The sequence below is a fragment of the Providencia sp. PROV003 genome (assembly GCF_045040775.1).
GTDB classification, from domain to species: domain Bacteria; phylum Pseudomonadota; class Gammaproteobacteria; order Enterobacterales; family Enterobacteriaceae; genus Providencia; species Providencia huashanensis.
In genome coordinates this window covers 2,958,134-2,975,548 of record NZ_CP096369.1, presented here as the reverse complement: position 1 = coordinate 2,975,548, position 17,415 = coordinate 2,958,134, and the positions used below count along the sequence as shown (strand labels likewise).

13 protein-coding genes and 1 tRNA gene are annotated in these 17,415 nt (G+C 38.1%); 6 read left to right on the top strand and 8 right to left on the bottom strand.

The features are described 5' to 3' along the window. Positions 1-87: 87 nt before the first annotated feature. A complete protein-coding gene (locus tag M1F14_RS13575) occupies positions 88-1,710 on the bottom strand; it encodes an ABC transporter substrate-binding protein (protein WP_173424796.1) in 1,623 nt (540 codons plus the stop codon). Positions 1,711-2,259: 549 nt separating this feature from the next. Next, positions 2,260-2,904 (bottom strand): YchE family NAAT transporter, encoded by a 645-nt coding sequence (locus M1F14_RS13570; protein ID WP_042843640.1) that lies wholly within the window; start codon positions 2,902-2,904, stop codon positions 2,260-2,262. A gap of 465 nt (positions 2,905-3,369) precedes the next feature. Here M1F14_RS13570 and adhE point away from each other — a divergent pair, with 465 nt between their 5' ends. Then, positions 3,370-6,060: a bifunctional acetaldehyde-CoA/alcohol dehydrogenase gene (adhE, locus tag M1F14_RS13565; protein WP_042843639.1), complete on the top strand. Its 2,691-nt coding sequence runs from the start codon at positions 3,370-3,372 to the stop codon at positions 6,058-6,060. Between the two features lie 199 nt (positions 6,061-6,259). On the opposite strand, the gene M1F14_RS13560 is transcribed toward adhE, so the two are convergent. Then, complete coding sequence (locus M1F14_RS13560) at positions 6,260-6,889, bottom strand: thymidine kinase (RefSeq protein ID WP_181468502.1); 630 nt, start codon at positions 6,887-6,889, stop codon at positions 6,260-6,262. Between the two features lie 530 nt (positions 6,890-7,419). On the opposite strand from M1F14_RS13560, the gene hns reads away from it, so the two are divergent. Next, entirely contained in the window at positions 7,420-7,830 is a 411-nt protein-coding gene (gene hns / locus M1F14_RS13555) for a histone-like nucleoid-structuring protein H-NS (protein ID WP_042843638.1), read from the top strand. 427 nt (positions 7,831-8,257) lie between these two features. Here hns and galU read toward each other — a convergent pair whose 3' ends face one another. Together galU and rssB are read right to left on the bottom strand one after the other, a co-directional pair. Continuing rightward, positions 8,258-9,178 carry a UTP--glucose-1-phosphate uridylyltransferase GalU gene (galU, locus tag M1F14_RS13550; RefSeq protein WP_042843637.1) on the bottom strand — a complete coding sequence of 307 codons (921 nt, stop codon included), beginning with the start codon at positions 9,176-9,178 and terminating at the stop codon, positions 8,258-8,260. A 166-nt stretch (positions 9,179-9,344) separates the two neighbouring features. Next, the gene (gene rssB / locus M1F14_RS13545) at positions 9,345-10,346 is read right to left on the bottom strand and encodes a two-component system response regulator RssB (protein ID WP_042843635.1); all 1,002 of its coding nucleotides are present in this window, start codon (positions 10,344-10,346) and stop codon (positions 9,345-9,347) included. Positions 10,347-10,471: 125 nt separating this feature from the next. Between rssB and M1F14_RS13540 the strand changes: the two genes are divergently transcribed. The 3 genes from M1F14_RS13540 (at position 10,472) to M1F14_RS13530 (ending at position 12,142) form a co-directional block, all read left to right on the top strand. Then, a complete protein-coding gene (locus M1F14_RS13540; RefSeq protein WP_181468503.1) occupies positions 10,472-10,951 on the top strand; it encodes a YchJ family protein in 480 nt (159 codons plus the stop codon). Between the two features lie 99 nt (positions 10,952-11,050). Then, positions 11,051-11,899: a formyltetrahydrofolate deformylase gene (purU, locus tag M1F14_RS13535; RefSeq protein ID WP_042843633.1), complete on the top strand. Its 849-nt coding sequence runs from the start codon at positions 11,051-11,053 to the stop codon at positions 11,897-11,899. A gap of 158 nt (positions 11,900-12,057) precedes the next feature. Beyond that, positions 12,058-12,142, top strand: a tRNA-Tyr gene (locus M1F14_RS13530). 1 nt (position 12,143) lies between these two features. On the opposite strand, the gene M1F14_RS13525 is transcribed toward M1F14_RS13530, so the two are convergent. Next, the gene (locus M1F14_RS13525; RefSeq protein ID WP_048607280.1) at positions 12,144-13,019 is read right to left on the bottom strand and encodes a LysR family transcriptional regulator; all 876 of its coding nucleotides are present in this window, start codon (positions 13,017-13,019) and stop codon (positions 12,144-12,146) included. Between the two features lie 546 nt (positions 13,020-13,565). Here M1F14_RS13525 and xthA point away from each other — a divergent pair. Next, positions 13,566-14,378 carry an exodeoxyribonuclease III gene (gene xthA / locus M1F14_RS13520; RefSeq protein WP_042843631.1) on the top strand — a complete coding sequence of 271 codons (813 nt, stop codon included), beginning with the start codon at positions 13,566-13,568 and terminating at the stop codon, positions 14,376-14,378. Positions 14,379-14,437: 59 nt separating this feature from the next. Here xthA and M1F14_RS13515 read toward each other — a convergent pair whose 3' ends face one another. Both M1F14_RS13515 and selD read right to left on the bottom strand, forming a co-directional pair. Next, positions 14,438-16,363 (bottom strand): DNA topoisomerase III, encoded by a 1,926-nt coding sequence (locus tag M1F14_RS13515; RefSeq protein ID WP_181468504.1) that lies wholly within the window; start codon positions 16,361-16,363, stop codon positions 14,438-14,440. A gap of 3 nt (positions 16,364-16,366) precedes the next feature. After that, the gene (gene selD / locus M1F14_RS13510) at positions 16,367-17,410 is read right to left on the bottom strand and encodes a selenide, water dikinase SelD (RefSeq protein WP_042843629.1); all 1,044 of its coding nucleotides are present in this window, start codon (positions 17,408-17,410) and stop codon (positions 16,367-16,369) included. Positions 17,411-17,415: the final 5 nt, after the last annotated feature.

Below are 17,415 nucleotides of genomic sequence, written 5' to 3'. Positions count from 1 at the left end.
TCCCGTTCATATTTATTATGATTGTGTGTTGTTCATATTCACTAAAACCTAGAATAGTGAACACTTTTTATAATTATTTAGATATTATTAATTAGGTTCATTTATATATAACCGTTTAATATCCGTATAATCAAGAGGGTCTTTGCCTTTAAATCCATTAATCGTAGGTTTTATCATGCGCGCACTAACGCGATAATAAACAGGAACTATGGCCGAGTCCTTGTCCAACAAGGCTTCAGCTTGCTGATATATATCATGACGAGATTGGTCATCAGGAGCAGTTAAAGCCTGTGCAAGTAACGCATCAAAAGCAGAATTACTATAAAATGCAGTATTATTACTATTTTGTGACAACATCATGTTTAGAAAAGCAGTAGGCTCATTATAATCTGCACACCAAGTCGCTCTAGCGACATCATAATGGCCTTCATGACGGCTTTGTAATGACGTCTTCCATTCTTGGTTTTGTAAAGTCACCTGCGCACCTATATTTTTTTTCCACATAGAGGCTGCGACGATAGCTTGCTGTTTATTCTGATCAGAAGTGTTATAGAGTAATGAAAATTTTAACGGGTTTGCTTTATTATAACCGGCTTCTAAAAGTAACTCTTTGGCCTTCTTATAACGCTGTTCTTGGGTTAAATCGGCCCATTCAGGTAACGTAAAATTCCCATTATTGATAAAAGTTGGTGTAAACCCATAAGCTGCGACTTGCCCTTGCGCCATAACTTTATTGGTTATTGTCTCTCTATCTAACCCGAGCTTAATTGCCTCACGTACTCGTGGGTCATTGAATGGCGGTTTCTGGTTATTTATTTCATAATAAAATGTACATAAATAAGGGCGAACATACAGTTCATCCGGCTTTTCTTGCTGCATTTTTTTATACAGAACAGGCGGGATTGCAGAATTGCTGATATCTATCTCACCACTACGGTAACGGTTAATATCACTGACCTCTGAGGTAATCGCTAAAAATGTAGCTTGGTCTATACGGCTACTGTCATTGTTCCAATAATATGGGTTACGTTTTACTACAATACGTTCATTAACGACCCACTTATCAAGTAAATAAGCCCCATTGCCTACAAAATTTTGTGGTTGAGTCCATTTTTCACCGTGCTGCTCTATTGCCTTCTTATTAACAGGTTTCAATGATGTATGAGAAAGCATATCGACAAAATAGGGAACTGGATGGCTAAGTGTCACTTGTAAATGCTGAGGATCAAGCGCTTTAACACCCAACGCCGTCGGAGGTAATTTACCGGCTAAAATAGCATCGGCATTTAAAATATACGCATTTTGTAAATAACTCGAATAAGGAGACCCTGTACTTGGGTCCGATAACCGCTGCCAGCTATAAACGAAATCTTCAGCAGTAACTGGCGTACCATCACTCCATTTAGCCCCTTGCCGTAAAGTGAAAACCCACGTTATATAATTGTCATTTGTCCAACTTTCCGCGACCCCAGGCGCTACTTTTCCGTCGATATCGCTGTACACTAACCCTTCAAGTAAGTTTAAAATAATATTGCTTTCTGGTACCCCTTCCACTTTATGAGGGTCAAGTGATGTGACTTCTGAGCCATTGTTTATCGTGATCACCTGCGGTGACTTAATTGCCGTATCTGTCGCATTAGCCTGAAGCGTAATAAATAATATCGAGAGTGCACCAAAACCCATTTTTGATTTGATCATCATATCCCTCATGATTAATTGATGGCGCTATCACTGCATTAGCAGCCTTCTCTACAAAATTAGTTGATTGTTATAACTATCAAGTTTGCTGTTTATTAAAGTAAATAGCGCTCTCCCCAACAAATATCAATAACAAGTTTTTAACATTTTTGCGCATAAAAACTTTATATGAATATTCAAATAATCATGCAAAAGTAAAAAATATACTTTAATAACATTATGATAAAAAAATTACCGCACCCAAAAAGCAGTATCGCCTTTTTTGTGGTTCCAAACATATCATTAACAAACACTAATTAGAATAGTGAATAAATTTACGTAGCTCACAATTTCTTACTTTTTATCCCTGCTTTAGCAAAAAATGCGACATATAATTACAGTTAACATATTTGTTATCCGTAATTGTTAATTACTCTAATTTTGAGGGCATCTGAGGGTAATAAAAGTAGTCTGTATATGAATGGTTAGTATTCAGAAGTAGAAAATACAATTCGAGGGAATGTTGGCTGCAACAAACCACTGCAACCAACAAAGATAGCTAGATAGGCAAAAGAATAAAAATTATAACAACCCAGGAAATAACGCCTTAACCCCTGTCACGATAAACTCAATCCCTAACGACATAAGCAACAGCCCCATAATACGAGTTACAACGTTAATCCCAGTTTGGCCAAGGTAACGAACAAGTAAAGATGCTGAACGAAATAGCAACCAACAACAAAATGCAAAGAGAATGCTGGTCAGCGCTAAACCCAAAAAGTTTTGCCAACCATGCCAACGAGATGACCACACAATACAAGAACTAATTGCCCCCGGACCGGCCATTAGTGGTAGTGCTAACGGGACAACACCAATACTATCTCTTACTGCAGTTTCTGTTTTTTCTTGCTTATTCTGTTTATCTTCACCAATTTTTCCACTAATCATCGACATTGCGATTGTCACAATTAATATCCCCCCTGCGATGCGAAATGAATCGATGGAGATACCAAACAACTGAAGTATTGAGTCACCTATGAGTAGTGAAGTACATAAAATAATAGCGACTGAAGTATTCGCTACAGTATTAGTTTTATTTCTCCCTGCATTACTTTGATAGTTAGTCATACTAATAAACACAGGTAGAATGCCTACTGGGTTTACAAGTGCAAAAAGACCAATAAAAAATTTAATGTAACCAGATAAATCGAGTAATGCGATGCTCACTCAGCCATTTCCTTAAACAGTTCTCTTAAGAGATGCATTGATACCTTTTCTAATTTTATCACCTCTGGTGCTAATTTCCTTGCGCGAAATAATTTTTTCTATAACAAACTAAATTTCCTTGTTATTTTAGTGAGTAATGAATGAATTTTTCCCCACAAATGTATTAGTCATATTAAATTAAGTCATAGAACAATAACACTTACATAACGTATATGAATATAAGCCTGCTGAAAGGTGTCAGCTTGGCATTTTCGTGATTTAGATCACTTTATTTAATTCCTATTTTGTTAATCTATTCTTAACTGATAGACAGGATTAATAAGATTTTTAAGCCAATAGGCGATGATGAGCAGCGTTATTATTAGAATTATCTATACTTTCACTTTTAGGCAGTCTTTTTCGCCCAGTTTGTCGATACATTGCTCATTGGCTTAAAAAGTTTAACATTTATCAGGAGTAATCTATATGTCTGTAACTAACGTTACCGAACTCAATGAACTCGTTGCTCGTGTCAAAAAAGCTCAACGCGAATTCGCGACTTTCTCACAAGAAAAAGTTGACGAAATATTTCGTGCTGCTGCTCTCGCTGCCGCTGATGCACGTATCCCCCTAGCAAAACTCGCTGTTGAAGAATCTGGAATGGGTATTATTGAAGATAAAGTGATAAAAAATCATTTTGCTTCTGAGTATATCTATAATGCCTATAAAGACGAAAAGACCTGTGGGACTTTATCTGAAGACCCAACATTTGGAACAATAACGATTGCAGAGCCTATCGGTATTATTTGTGGCATTGTGCCAACCACTAACCCAACCTCAACTGCAATTTTTAAATCATTAATTAGTCTAAAAACACGTAATGCCATTATCTTCTCTCCACATCCACGTGCGAAAAATGCAACCAATCGTGCAGCTGAAATAGTACTTAATGCCGCTATTGCTGCAGGTGCACCAAAAGATATTATTGGCTGGATTGATTCCCCTTCCGTTGAATTATCCAATGCATTGATGCACCACGCTGATATTAACCTGATTTTAGCGACAGGTGGACCAGGTATGGTTAAAGCAGCCTATAGCTCTGGTAAGCCAGCGATTGGTGTCGGTGCGGGTAATACCCCTGTTGTGATTGATGAAACAGCAGATATCAAACGTGCTGTTGCATCGATTCTCATGTCAAAAACCTTCGATAACGGCGTTATTTGCGCCTCAGAACAATCCGTTGTTGTTGTGGATGAGATCTACAACCAAGTTCGTGAGCGTTTTTCCAGCCATGGCGGCTATTTACTGCAAGGTAAAGAACTTAAAGCGGTTCAAGAAATCATTTTGAAAAATGGTAATTTAAATGCTGCCATTGTGGGCCAACCTGCTGTTAAAATTGCCGAAATGGCGGGCATCACTGTCCCTATCACGACTAAAATCTTGATAGGTGAAGTTAAAGTTATTGATGATTCAGAACCCTTTGCCCATGAAAAACTGTCCCCGCTCTTAGCCATGTATCGTGGTAAAAACTTTGAAGATGCCGTCTCCAAAGCTGAACAATTAGTCGAAATGGGAGGGATTGGCCATACTTCTTGCTTATACACCGACCAAGACAATCAACATGAACGAGTGAACTACTTCGGCCAAAAAATGAAAACAGCACGTATTTTAATTAATACGCCGGCCTCGCAAGGTGGTATTGGTGACTTATACAACTTCAAACTAGCTCCTTCTCTCACATTGGGTTGTGGCTCTTGGGGGGGTAACTCTATTTCCGAAAACGTCGGGCCAAAACACTTGATCAACACTAAAACTGTGGCGAAGAGAGCTGAAAACATGTTATGGCATAAACTACCAAATTCAATCTACTTCCGTCGTGGTTGCCTACCTATCGCCCTTGAAGAGATTGCAACTGACGGTGCGAAACGTGCCTTTATCGTCACTGATGGTTATTTATTCAATAATGGTTATGTTGATGAAGTAGTCAATGTACTCAAAAAACACCACATTGAAACAGACGTATTCTTTGAAGTTGAAGCAGACCCAACATTAACAGTTGTACGTAAAGGCGCTGCCCAAATGCAAGCATTCAACCCTGATGTTATTATTGCATTAGGTGGTGGTTCACCGATGGATGCAGCGAAAATTATGTGGGTCATGTACGAACATCCTGAAACACACTTTGAAGAGCTCGCGCTACGCTTTATGGATATTCGCAAACGTATTCACCGCTTCCCTAAAATGGGCGTTAAAGCGAAACTAGTTGCGATTACAACTACTTCGGGTACTGGCTCTGAAGTTACGCCGTTTGCGGTTGTGACTGATGATAAAACAGGTCAAAAATATCCATTAGCGGATTACGCACTCACCCCGAACATGGCTATCGTTGATGCAAACTTAGTCATGAATATGCCTAAATCTTTAACTGCCTTTGGCGGTCTAGATGCAGTGACCCATGCATTAGAAGCTTATGTTTCAGTGCTAGCTAACGAATTTACCGATGGCCAAGCGCTTAAAGCATTAAGTTTATTAAAAGATTATTTACCTGCCAGCTATCACGAAGGTGCTAAAAACCCTGTCGCTAGGGAGCGTGTACATAATGGGGCTACCCTTGCAGGTATTGCATTTGCGAATGCGTTCTTAGGGGTATGTCACTCAATGGCACATAAACTAGGTTCAGAGTTCCATATTCCACATGGCCTCGCCAATGCCCTATTGATTTGTAATGTCATCCGTTTCAATGCGAATGACAATCCAACTAAGCAAACAGCCTTTAGCCAATATGACCGTCCTCACGCACGTCGACAGTATGCTGAAATTGCTGATCATCTCGGTTTAACTGATTCAGGGGATCGTACAGGCGCTAAAATTGAAAAATTATTAGCATGGCTTGATGAAATAAAAGCAGATTTAGGCATTCCAAAATCTATTCGTGAGACAGGGGTACCTGAAGCAGACTTCTTAGCTCGCGTAGATAAACTGTCTGAAGATGCATTTGATGACCAATGTACTGGTGCTAACCCAAGGTATCCATTAATCTCTGAAATTAAACAATTATTATTGGATTCCTATTATGGTCGTGATTTTGTTGAGCATTCAACAGCACCTGTTACCGAACATATAGAAAAGAAAGTTCCTCAGAAAAAAACAGCTGAAAAGAAAACCACTAAAAAATAATTTATTTATAGATTATTAAATTAGCAAAGGCACTGTTATAGAAACAGTGCCTTTTTTGAGGACTTAAAATGAGTTGCGGCGTACTAAATATTAACGTTTATATATATGATTTTTCCTAATAGCTAGTTTTATATCACCTTCTACTCGCATAACGAGATTATAATAATTATTTTATTTCCATACACGTAACTATATAAAACTACCTAAAATGAATTGTTTTTTTAGGAATTATCCCTTCATTCATCATTTGCGCTTGTTTTATTGCTTCTGAATAGTGTTTACGACAAACAGATATATACTTTTCATTACCGCCTATATCGACCTGAGCACCCTCATATACAGCAATACCATCACTTCCTATACGTAATACCTTATTAGCCTTACGCCCACAGTAGCATACGGTTTTTAGCTCAACCAATTTATCTGCCCATGCGAGTAAATATTGACTGCCTGCAAATAGTTGCCCAGCAAAATCAGTGCGAAGTCCATAGCACAAAACAGGGATATCCTCGTTATCAACGATGTCACATAATTCTTCAACTTGTTTTTTTGTTAAAAACTGACATTCATCAATAAGGACACAATGCACTTTCTGTAACTGATTTTCGCGCTTAATAACCTCTGCCATATCCGTCGTTGTTGAATAAACCAACGCTTCAGCAGATAAACCAATACGCGAGGATACTTTCCCCTGAGCAAAGCGATTATCTATCTCTGCTGTGAAAATAACGGTACGCATCCCTCTTTCATTATAGTTATACGATGATTGCAATAACGACGTTGATTTGCCTGCATTCATTGCTGAATAATAAAAATAAAGCTGAGCCATCTGGCTGTTTCCTCACAATTAATATACGCAATAATTTTACCATAAAACATATCATTAGATTAACAATATGACACTATCTCACTTTACTTATTGAAAATTTAACCCTTTTTACAATTATTTTGCTTCTTATCGCTAATAAAGCTTACCTTATATACAATAAAAACCAATTTGATATTAACTATAAACTGTATCAGCTAAAGCATGTTAAGCTAAAATTCATCATCAAAAAAAGAAAATTTAAGTTAGTATCCCCCTTCAATTCATTCTGAGTAAAAGTAGAATGCGGCTTTCGACAAGCACTGCGAAATATTAAATCACAAAGTTTTTTTCTTATTGCTATTTTTTTCATTAGTTCAGTTATTGATAATAGCGGTATATATATCTACGAAAGTTTTATTTTTCTTTTGTAAAAAAATTGCATTCGTAAAAGATAACTTTTAAACTAGAGAAGTAATTTAGCTATTGCAGAATTTAAAATAGCATTCTATTATTACTGTACACATGCCAACAAATAATTTGAGACCAGGAAAATGAGCGAATCATTAAAAGCGTTAAATAACATCCGTACTCTTCGTGCTCAAGCTCGCGAAGTAACTTTAGAATCGTTAGAAGAAATGCTGGAAAAATTAACCGTCGTTGTTGAAGAACGTCGTGATGAAGAAAACCAAGCTCGTGCAGAATTAGAAGAACGTAACCGTAAACTGGAAAAAGTTCGTGAAATGATTCTTGAGCAAGGCGTAGATTTAAATGACCTTCTGCAAACAATGGATTCAGGTAAAGGCACAAGTACTCGTGCTAAACGTGCAGCTCGTCCAGCTAAATATAAATATGTTGATGAAAATGGTGAAACTAAAACGTGGACAGGCCAAGGCCGTACTCCAGCTGTAATCAAAGTTGCCATTGAAGAACAAGGCAAATCATTAGATGATTTCTTGATCTAATCGCCTAATCTTTTATTCCAAACACCCTTTTTAAAAGGGTGTTTTTGTTTGTACCTTTATATATTATTTTATATTAGTCTCTAGCTACAAAGTCTCTTAACCATTATAACCACTAGCTCCCCCTGCAATTCTTGCTTAATTTATAGCCTCTAATAGGTATTGCACTAATCATCAAATATTTACAATTAAATAAAAACGCCAAGGTAAAGATTTGTAATTTTAATTAGACATTATTAAATTCAAAAGCAATTGTTTAATGTGACTGAGTGCTATTTTTATCGCACTGCATGGAGGTAAAATTAACAACGAGTAGAAAAGTCGCTTCTACTCCTTAATACTTAGTCTTTATAGTTAATAGTTCATCTCTATCTATAAAAAAGGCTAACTTGTCTAGTTAGCCTTGAATTAATTTACTGAAATAAGTTTTCTATTTCGGCGCGTTCAATGAAGCCGACAATTCTGTCAACCACTGGGTAAAGTCATCTCCTAAAGTGTCATGTTGCATTCCATATTCAACAAATGCTTTCATGTAACCTAGTTTATTTCCACAGTCATGACTTTTACCACATAAGTGGTAAGCCTCTACAGGTTCATTATTTTCCATCATTAATGCGATTGCATCAGTTAGCTGTATTTCATCACCAGCACCTGGGACTGTTTTTGCTAATGCGTCCCATATTTTTTCAGATAAAACGTAACGACCAACAATAGACAAATTGGAGGGGGCTTCTTCACGACTTGGTTTTTCTACCATGCGAATAATTTTTTTGCTGTCCCCCGGTTGCAGAACTGCGCCATTACAATCAACAATACCGTAATTGGAAACTTCTTGCTCGGGCACAGGTTCAACCAGAATTTGGCTCGCCCCCGTAGATTCGTACTGTTCTAGCATTTCACGTAGATTAAATTTTGTTAAATCCGTGCTATAACGGTCTAAAATCACATCAGGTAAAATGACAGCAAATGGCTCTTCACCCACTAATGGTTTTGCACATAAAATAGCATGCCCTAACCCTTTCGCAATCCCTTGACGTGTTTGCATGATAGTAACATGACTTGGGCAAATAGATTGCACCTCATCCAATAACTGGCGCTTAACACGCGCTTCCAATATGGCCTCTAACTCGAAGCTAGTATCAAAGTGGTTCTCAATTGAGTTTTTTGATGAATGGGTAACCAAAACTATCTCATTGATCCCAGCAGCAATACACTCATTGACTACATATTGAATGAGCGGCTTATCAACAATCGGTAGCATCTCTTTTGGAATAGCTTTTGTTGCCGGTAGCATCCGCGTCCCTAAGCCCGCAACAGGTATTACAGCTTTACGCACCTTGCGTTGTGTCATTTGTCATAACTCCAGATAATATCTACGCATCTTAGCCCCATAGTTCAAATATGTTAGCGATGCATTTCAAGTGCGCGGAAGTATATCAGGAAATTATCCCAAATAAATAGTGACGAGTCCGAATGCGGCTATTTAAAACGCGTTATCAACACTTTTTAAGAATGAATTAATTTTCAGGATTAAACATTAGTTTTATTTTTTGGCTATTATTGCGTATTAAACACTGCCAGACAGCCCCTTTTATCTCCAAATGATTCGATTGATAAAACTTGAGTGTCCCAAGAGGCAGGTTTCTTGCCAATTTAAAATGAGAGTTTTCTGTCGTTATATCGGCTTCTAACCCAGCACTAGCCATAATGATCGAATTATTTTGCGTGTTAAAATACCCCAACAGTAAAGGAAATTGCCCATTAAAACCGGAATCTTCCAATAAATGATTTATCTGATTAATAATCCTATCAATATTTGGTAGTTTTTTATCTGGATAGCTAACGGCGCTTTTCAATAAATCATTAAATACAACCCGGATTAAAAAAGCAGCCATGACGCCTTCTTGATGAGACCGCTCCGTATCTATACAGTAAAAACCAATTTGGCTATCTGAAATAGCGGCTAAGTCTAACAACAGACCAAACCGATTAGCTTCATTAAGTTGGCGATAATTAATTCTATAACCATTAATTATTTGGTGTACTGGCGGCTGCAATTGCTTCAAGACGGTAAGCATGTCTTGCGGATTGTTTTCCATCAATGCAGAAATATTATCGCCTATTTGTTCTGATAAGTCGTCTTGCTCAGGATACAACGCTGAAAGGATGGTAACTTTAACTTCATCTAAATTTTTTATCGGTTTTAATAACGCATCTGTCGCCCCTAAACGGAACATTCTGTCTAATTGCGTAAAATCAGTGGTTGCTGTAATGACTATCACCGGAATGTTAATATTTCTAGCAACTAACTCCCGCATAAATGCTTCGCCATCCATAACTGGCATATTTAAATCACAAAGAATGATATCAGGTTCTATATGGCTTATTGTGATCATTTCTATTGCTAATTGACCATTTTTTGCGGTATAGATCTCTATCCCTAATGTCTCAAGGTAGTTTTTTAAGATTGTACAGAAGGTGATTTCGTCTTCTACTATCAGTATTTTTCTATTTTTCATAAGATACCTACTGCAATGACCTGGTTTAATTAACAATACTATTATTCATACTATAAAATTATTTTTCACCCACAATTTAAGTATAGTGATTTTTCAATCTTATACTTATTTTTATCGAGAGTGTTATGCCATCACAAGCAAAAGATAGATGTTGCTGCGGTAATGAAGCACAATTTGAACATTGTTGCTCACCTTTTTTGCGAGGCTTGTCAATTCCCCAGACACCTGAGCAACTCATGCGCTCACGTTACAGCGCCTATGTACATTACAATGTTGATTACCTTATTGAGACATGGCACCCCGATTGCCATGCCGAAGAATACCGTAAAGAGCTAATCAATAGTTTTATACAGACACAATGGCTAGGACTTTGTGTTATTAGTTCTTCTTATGCTAAAAATCCTGATGAAGGCTATGTCGAATTTTCGGCTTGCTTTATTGATGAAAAAGCTGATCATAAACAACTTATTCATGAACGTTCCCGTTTTATTCGGATAAATTCGCGTTGGTATTATATAGATGGCATAACACCAAAAGTGGGTCGTAATGACTTATGCCCTTGTGGTTCTAGCAAAAAATATAAAAAGTGCTGTAATCTAAGTTAGCTATCGCTCGTTTATTTACTTGTATCAACGCAAATTTAACACTCAGTTTGTCATTAGCTTTATTATATAAGCTTTGCTAGTTAAGGATTAGACAGTTTCATGCAACACAAAAATGTACAAAAGAAAATTCTCAGGACAATTTGCCCTGACGCGAAAGGACTTATCGCGAAAATCACCAATATTTGCTATAAACACCAGCTCAACATTGTACAGAATAATGAGTTTGTCGATCACCGCACAGGCCGTTTCTTTATGAGGACCGAACTGGAAGGGATTTTTAACGATGAAACTCTATTAGCAGACCTTGACGATGCATTGCCTGTGGGTTCTAAACGCGAATTAAACGCAGCTGGGCGTCGTCGCATTGTTATCATGGTCACCAAAGAAGCTCATTGCCTTGGTGATTTACTCATGAAGAGTGCTTATGATGGCTTAGATGTTGAGATTGCCGCTGTTATAGGTAACCATGACACCTTGAAGAACTTGGTCGAGCAATTTGGCATTCCATTCCACCATATTAGTCACGAAGGTTTAACCCGTGAACAACATGATGAAAAAATGACAGCTCAAATTGACCAGTATCAGCCTGATTATGTGGTTCTGGCCAAATATATGCGTGTTTTAACACCAGAATTTGTTCAGCATTATCCAAACCAAATTATCAATATTCACCACTCATTCTTACCTGCGTTTATTGGTGCTAGACCTTACCACCAAGCCTATGAGCGCGGGGTAAAAATTATTGGGGCAACAGCGCATTTTGTAAATGATAACCTTGATGAGGGACCAATCATTACACAAAACGTGATTAATATAGACCATACATTCACTGCTGATGACATGATGCGTGCTGGCCGAGATGTTGAAAAAAATGTACTTAGCCATGCATTATATTGGGTATTAGCTCAGCGTGTATTTGTATATGGTAACCGAACGATTATTTTATAAGTCAAAAACTGGCTTAAACAACAATAAATTGTTGATATTACAAGCGTTAAGAACAAAAAAACAGCAAACGAGTATTTTATTGTAAATTAATGCTTTACAGCGGCGCGTCATTTGATATGATGCCGCCCGCTGTGAACGATTACAGCAATACAAAATTAGGTGGGATACCCAAGCGGCCAAAGGGAGCAGACTGTAAATCTGCCGTCACAGACTTCGAAGGTTCGAATCCTTCTCCCACCACCATTCAGTTATACTCACCTCCCAGTTTATCAACAACGCCCATAAAGCGATTTAACACACTAGAATGTGATTTTGACTTATAGACATAACATTCACTTTGCCCTAGAAACTTATTTATTGATACGTATATCAATGACTTATCAATTAACTCTTCTTCAGGATAATGGTCAGTAATGCCAATAAAGTCACCATCTTGAATAAAACTTTGACAACAACCGATATTGTCCATTTGTCTTACGCTAATCTTGTTATCGGTGGTCTCAATTTTTTTTAATAACCCACTCATTAGCGAACTTTTATAAAATGCAGGGTCACATAACCAAGTGTTTTTTTGTAATAGCTCAATAAGGTTATAATGGTATTTTTCATATAGTTCTTTACGACAATATATACCCAATGGTGAGTTCTCTATTTTTTTTTGTAATGAGAAACGCTCACTAACAACTTCCTCAGAACTAAGAATAAGTGTATTACCATCATAATCAACAATCTCATCCACTTCATCATAATTAAACCTCAATATATTAACTTGTACATTATTGAGGTGAGCTGCTTGATATAAATTGATTAAGTGCCCTTCTTTTCCCCAGTCATAATAAATATTAGCCTCATTAACAATGTAGCCTGAAAAATGTTTTTTAGTAATTTCCTTCTCCTGCAAATAAAGATCCCTAAGATCATTATAAAGTTCCTGGCCATCCTTAGTTAATGTCATTCCAAATTTTTCTCTCTTAAAAAGCCGTTTACCTAAACTGGTTTCGAAATCCTTGATTGACTTCGCTATGGGAGGTGTCGTACGGTTCATCACCCTAGCAGCCTTGCTTAACGAGCCATTTTCCACAACCGCCATAAACGCCTCTAATTTTCTTGAAAAGAACATATCTATGACCCCATTCTATTATTAAAATGTTAATCAACAAGAGTAATTATATAAGTAAAAAAATGTTGATTAGCCCATAATTCAACTCACCAAATAAAAAGACAATCTTAATTTTTTTATTGAATGAGTAACAATATTTCATAAAGGTATTTTTATAATTTCCAACATAGCAAAGCAATATATTATACTGTTTAGCTTAATTATTTTTTATGGCTAGACTATTAAATCACATTAAAATACAAATAACCAACTGACTTTAAATGAAATTAAATATACTTAATTAAGATATTATTTAACATACCTTAATTTTCAATAAAAAATAAATTAGTCATAATTCACCCAATTAACAATAATAGATAATTAAAATCGTTGATATTAATTTATATAATATACAGTATCAGTCAAATGTATTACCTACTGCTATTATTACAGTAGTCTACATAATTTATTTTTGAATTAAAGTACGCTATGTAGGGTTATACAGTGTGGTCATCATCTGTTAGAATCTGAGGCAATAATCATTAAAGCATAGGTGATAAAAAAACCATGAAATTCATATCATTCAACATTAATGGCCTGCGAGCTCGCCCTCACCAACTTGCCGCTATTATAGAAAAACATCAACCAGAAGTCATTGGTTTACAAGAAACCAAGGTCCATGATGATATGTTCCCTTATGAGGAAGTGAGCCAACTGGGCTATCATGTTTTTTATCACGGTCAAAAAGCACATTACGGTGTTGCGCTACTCACTAAAAATGAACCTATCGATGTACGAAAAGGTTTTCCAACTGATGATGAAGATGCCCAACGCCGTATTATTATGGCTGATATTCACACAGAGCGGGGGCCATTAACGGTAATTAACGGTTATTTCCCTCAAGGGGAGAGCCGTGACCACCCAACGAAATTCCCAGCCAAAGAAAAATTCTATCAAGACTTACAGCACTATGTAACGTCGACACAAACAGCTGACTCCCAATTATTAATTATGGGGGATATGAACATCAGTCCAACCGATTTAGATATTGGTATTGGAGATGTTAATCGCAAGCGCTGGTTAAAAACAGGTAAGTGTTCATTTTTACCAGAAGAACGTGAATGGCTAGATAACCTACTGGGCTGGGGGTTAGTCGATACTTACCGCGCGAAGAACCCAGATGTCAATGACTGCTACTCCTGGTTTGATTACCGCTCAAAAGGTTTCGATGATAACCGTGGCTTGCGGATAGACTTATTACTCGCCTCTAACAAGTTAGCTGAGCGTTGTATTGCAACAGGGATTGATTATGACATTCGTGGAATGGAAAAACCGTCAGATCACGCCCCTGTATGGTCTGAGTTTAACTTAACCAAATAATTATTTAACACCGTACACGGCAAGTAAAAGGTGCTATATAGCACCTTTTATTGTATTAGTTACTCGACTTTCTTTTTAGTTTTCTTGCTTGTTTTCGTTGCTTTCTTCCCGCTTTTTGAAGGCGGTGGAGGTAACTCTCTAAATGTACGCAAATTCGTAAATTGGCGAGCATGATGAATTAATTGCACCAGCGTTTGGCTTAGTGGCTGCATGAAATCATCATAACGTGATTGTTTTTCACTGATTTGAGTCAGAACAGACTCCCAATGTGCGGTCATATCCGGTAAAGTCGCCATATCTGGCAACACATGAATTAATGCTCTCCCAGCAGGCGATGAATGAATATAACGCCCTTTTTTATATAAAAATTGCCGTTTAAATAATAGGTCGATAATTCCAGCACGCGTCGCTTCAGTACCAAGGCCATCAGTTTCTCGCAATACTTTTTTTAATGCTTTATCTTGTACAAAACGAGCAATTCCTGTCATAGCAGACAATAAAGTAGCATCAGTAAAAGGCCTTGGTGGTTGTGTTTGCCTTTCGACAACCTCCCCTTTTTCACACAGAAGTTCGTCATTTTTACTCACGATGGGTAAAGGCATACCATCATTTTCAGCGTCCCGCTCTTTATTTCCTAAGACAACTCGCCAGCCTGCTTCAGCTAAAAAACGTGCTTTAGCGATAAACTTACCCTTTTCAATTTCTAAATCAATTGTACATTTACGATAAACCGCATCAGCCATAAATTGAATAATATACTGCCGCGCAATCAGTTGATAAATATTACTTTCATCCTCTGTAAGTTTTACCGCAGTGGCTTTTGCTGTAGGAATAATCGCATGGTGAGCATCGACTTTTTTATCATCCCAACAACGGTTTTTTTTATCTAACTCTGGGAGTTCAAATTCAGTGAGTAACGGCTGATGCACTGCTATTGCATTTAATACACTATGGCGACCAGCGAAATGTTCATCAGGTAGATAACGACTATCTGAACGCGGGTAGGTAATTAATTTATGCGTTTCATATAAACGTTGGCAAATATCCAAGACTTCCTGTGCACTGAGTGCATATTTTTTGGCTGCTTCAATTTGCAGAGCTGACAAAGAGAAAGGTAAAGGAGCAATCTCAGTTTCACGTTTATCTTGGTACTGTGTGACTATCGCCGGCTTACCTTCAATACGCGAAACGACATGCTCCGCTAAAGGCCGATGAAATAAGCGCCCTTCTTCATCCTGAAAATCGACACACGACTCACTAGGTTGCCATACAGCAACAAAACGCTCATCTTGCGGAGTCACAATGTGTGCTTTAACTTCAAAGTAATCTTTCGGAACAAAGTTTTCTATTTCTTCATCGCGCCTGACCACCAGCCCTAAAACTGGTGTTTGCACCCGACCAACAGAGAGAACACCTTGATAGCCCCCCCGTTGCCCCAATAAGGTATACGCTCGAGTCATATTGATGCCGTAGAGCCAATCAGCTCGTGCTCGTGCCAATGCTGACACACACAGAGGGATAAACTCACGATTTTCTCTTAAGCGGTCAATGGCCCGCTCAACAGCCTGTGGATTAAGGTCATTAATCAAGCAACGTTTTACGCTTTTGCGTTTTTCTGAATCAAGCTTTAAAAAGTCGAGTACCTCATCAACCAGCAACTGTCCTTCTCTATCGGGGTCTCCTGCATGGACAACGACAGTTGCTTGTTTAAGCAGTGCTTCAATCGTTTTTAATTGTTTGGTTACCGCGGAGCGCGGCTTTAATTGCCACTTATCGGGGATAATCGGCAAATCTTGCAAATTCCAACGCGCATACCTAGGTTCATAGGCATCGGGTTCTGCCTGCTCCAAAAGGTGCCCTATGCACCAAGTAACAGTTTGACCATCACCACATTGAATAAAACCATCACCACGCTTATGTGGTTTCGGCAGTACATCAGCAATAGCCCTTGCAAGGCTCGGTTTTTCCGCAATAAACAAACGCATGAATTAATCTATCACTTCAACTAAAGGAACATTGTCCTGATGGGGTAATAATTTCCCGATAGACTGTAACAAAACACCTTGTTGCTGTGCAATCTCTTTAATTTTAGAGACTTCTGAAGGTTTGACGGCAATAAGTAAACCGCCAGATGTTTGAGGATCACACAGTAAGTTACGTTGCATATCACTCATTGGGCCAATAAGATGCCCATAACTATCAAAATTCCGTGATGTCCCACCAGGAACACAACCTGCCTCGATATATTTCTCAACATCCGTTAATTTAGGTACTTTGCTAAAAGCAATCTCAGCGCGGACACCAGAACCTTCACAGATTTCACTTAAATGCCCCAACAAGCCAAAACCCGTCACATCAGTCATCGCGGTTACTCCATCAAGAGGAGCAATCTCAGCACCCAGCTTATTCATCTGGCACATAGTTTCAGCTGCCAAATGTTGGTGCTCCTCAGCAAGAACCCCTTTTTTCTCCGCAGTAGTTAATACGCCAATCCCCAAAGGTTTCGTTAAAAATAGCTCACAGCCTGCTATTGCTGCGCTATTTTTCTTCACGTACTCGGTATTAACGACGCCAGTAACTGCTAGACCAAAGATAGGTTCAGGTGCATCAATTGAATGCCCTCCAGCCAGGGATATCCCAGCATCCGCACAAGCGGCACGTCCCCCCTCGATAACTTCACGTGCAACTTCCGGTGGTAATTTAGCGATTGGCCAACCTAAGATTGCAATCGCCATAATCGGTTTACCACCCATAGCGAAAATATCACTTATCGCATTAGTCGCCGCAATACGGCCAAATTCAAACGGGGAATCAACAATTGGCATAAAAAAGTCAGTGGTACTAATGATGCCAATGCCATTGCCTAAATCATAAACAGCAGCGTCATCTTTAGTTTCATTACCAACTAACAAATGGGGGTCGTGAAATTTAGCTTGTTCTGTATGTAAAATTTGTTCTAAAACCTTTGGTGCGATTTTGCAGCCGCAACCTGCACCATGGCTATATTGTGTTAGTCTAATTTTCTCAGTCATTATTG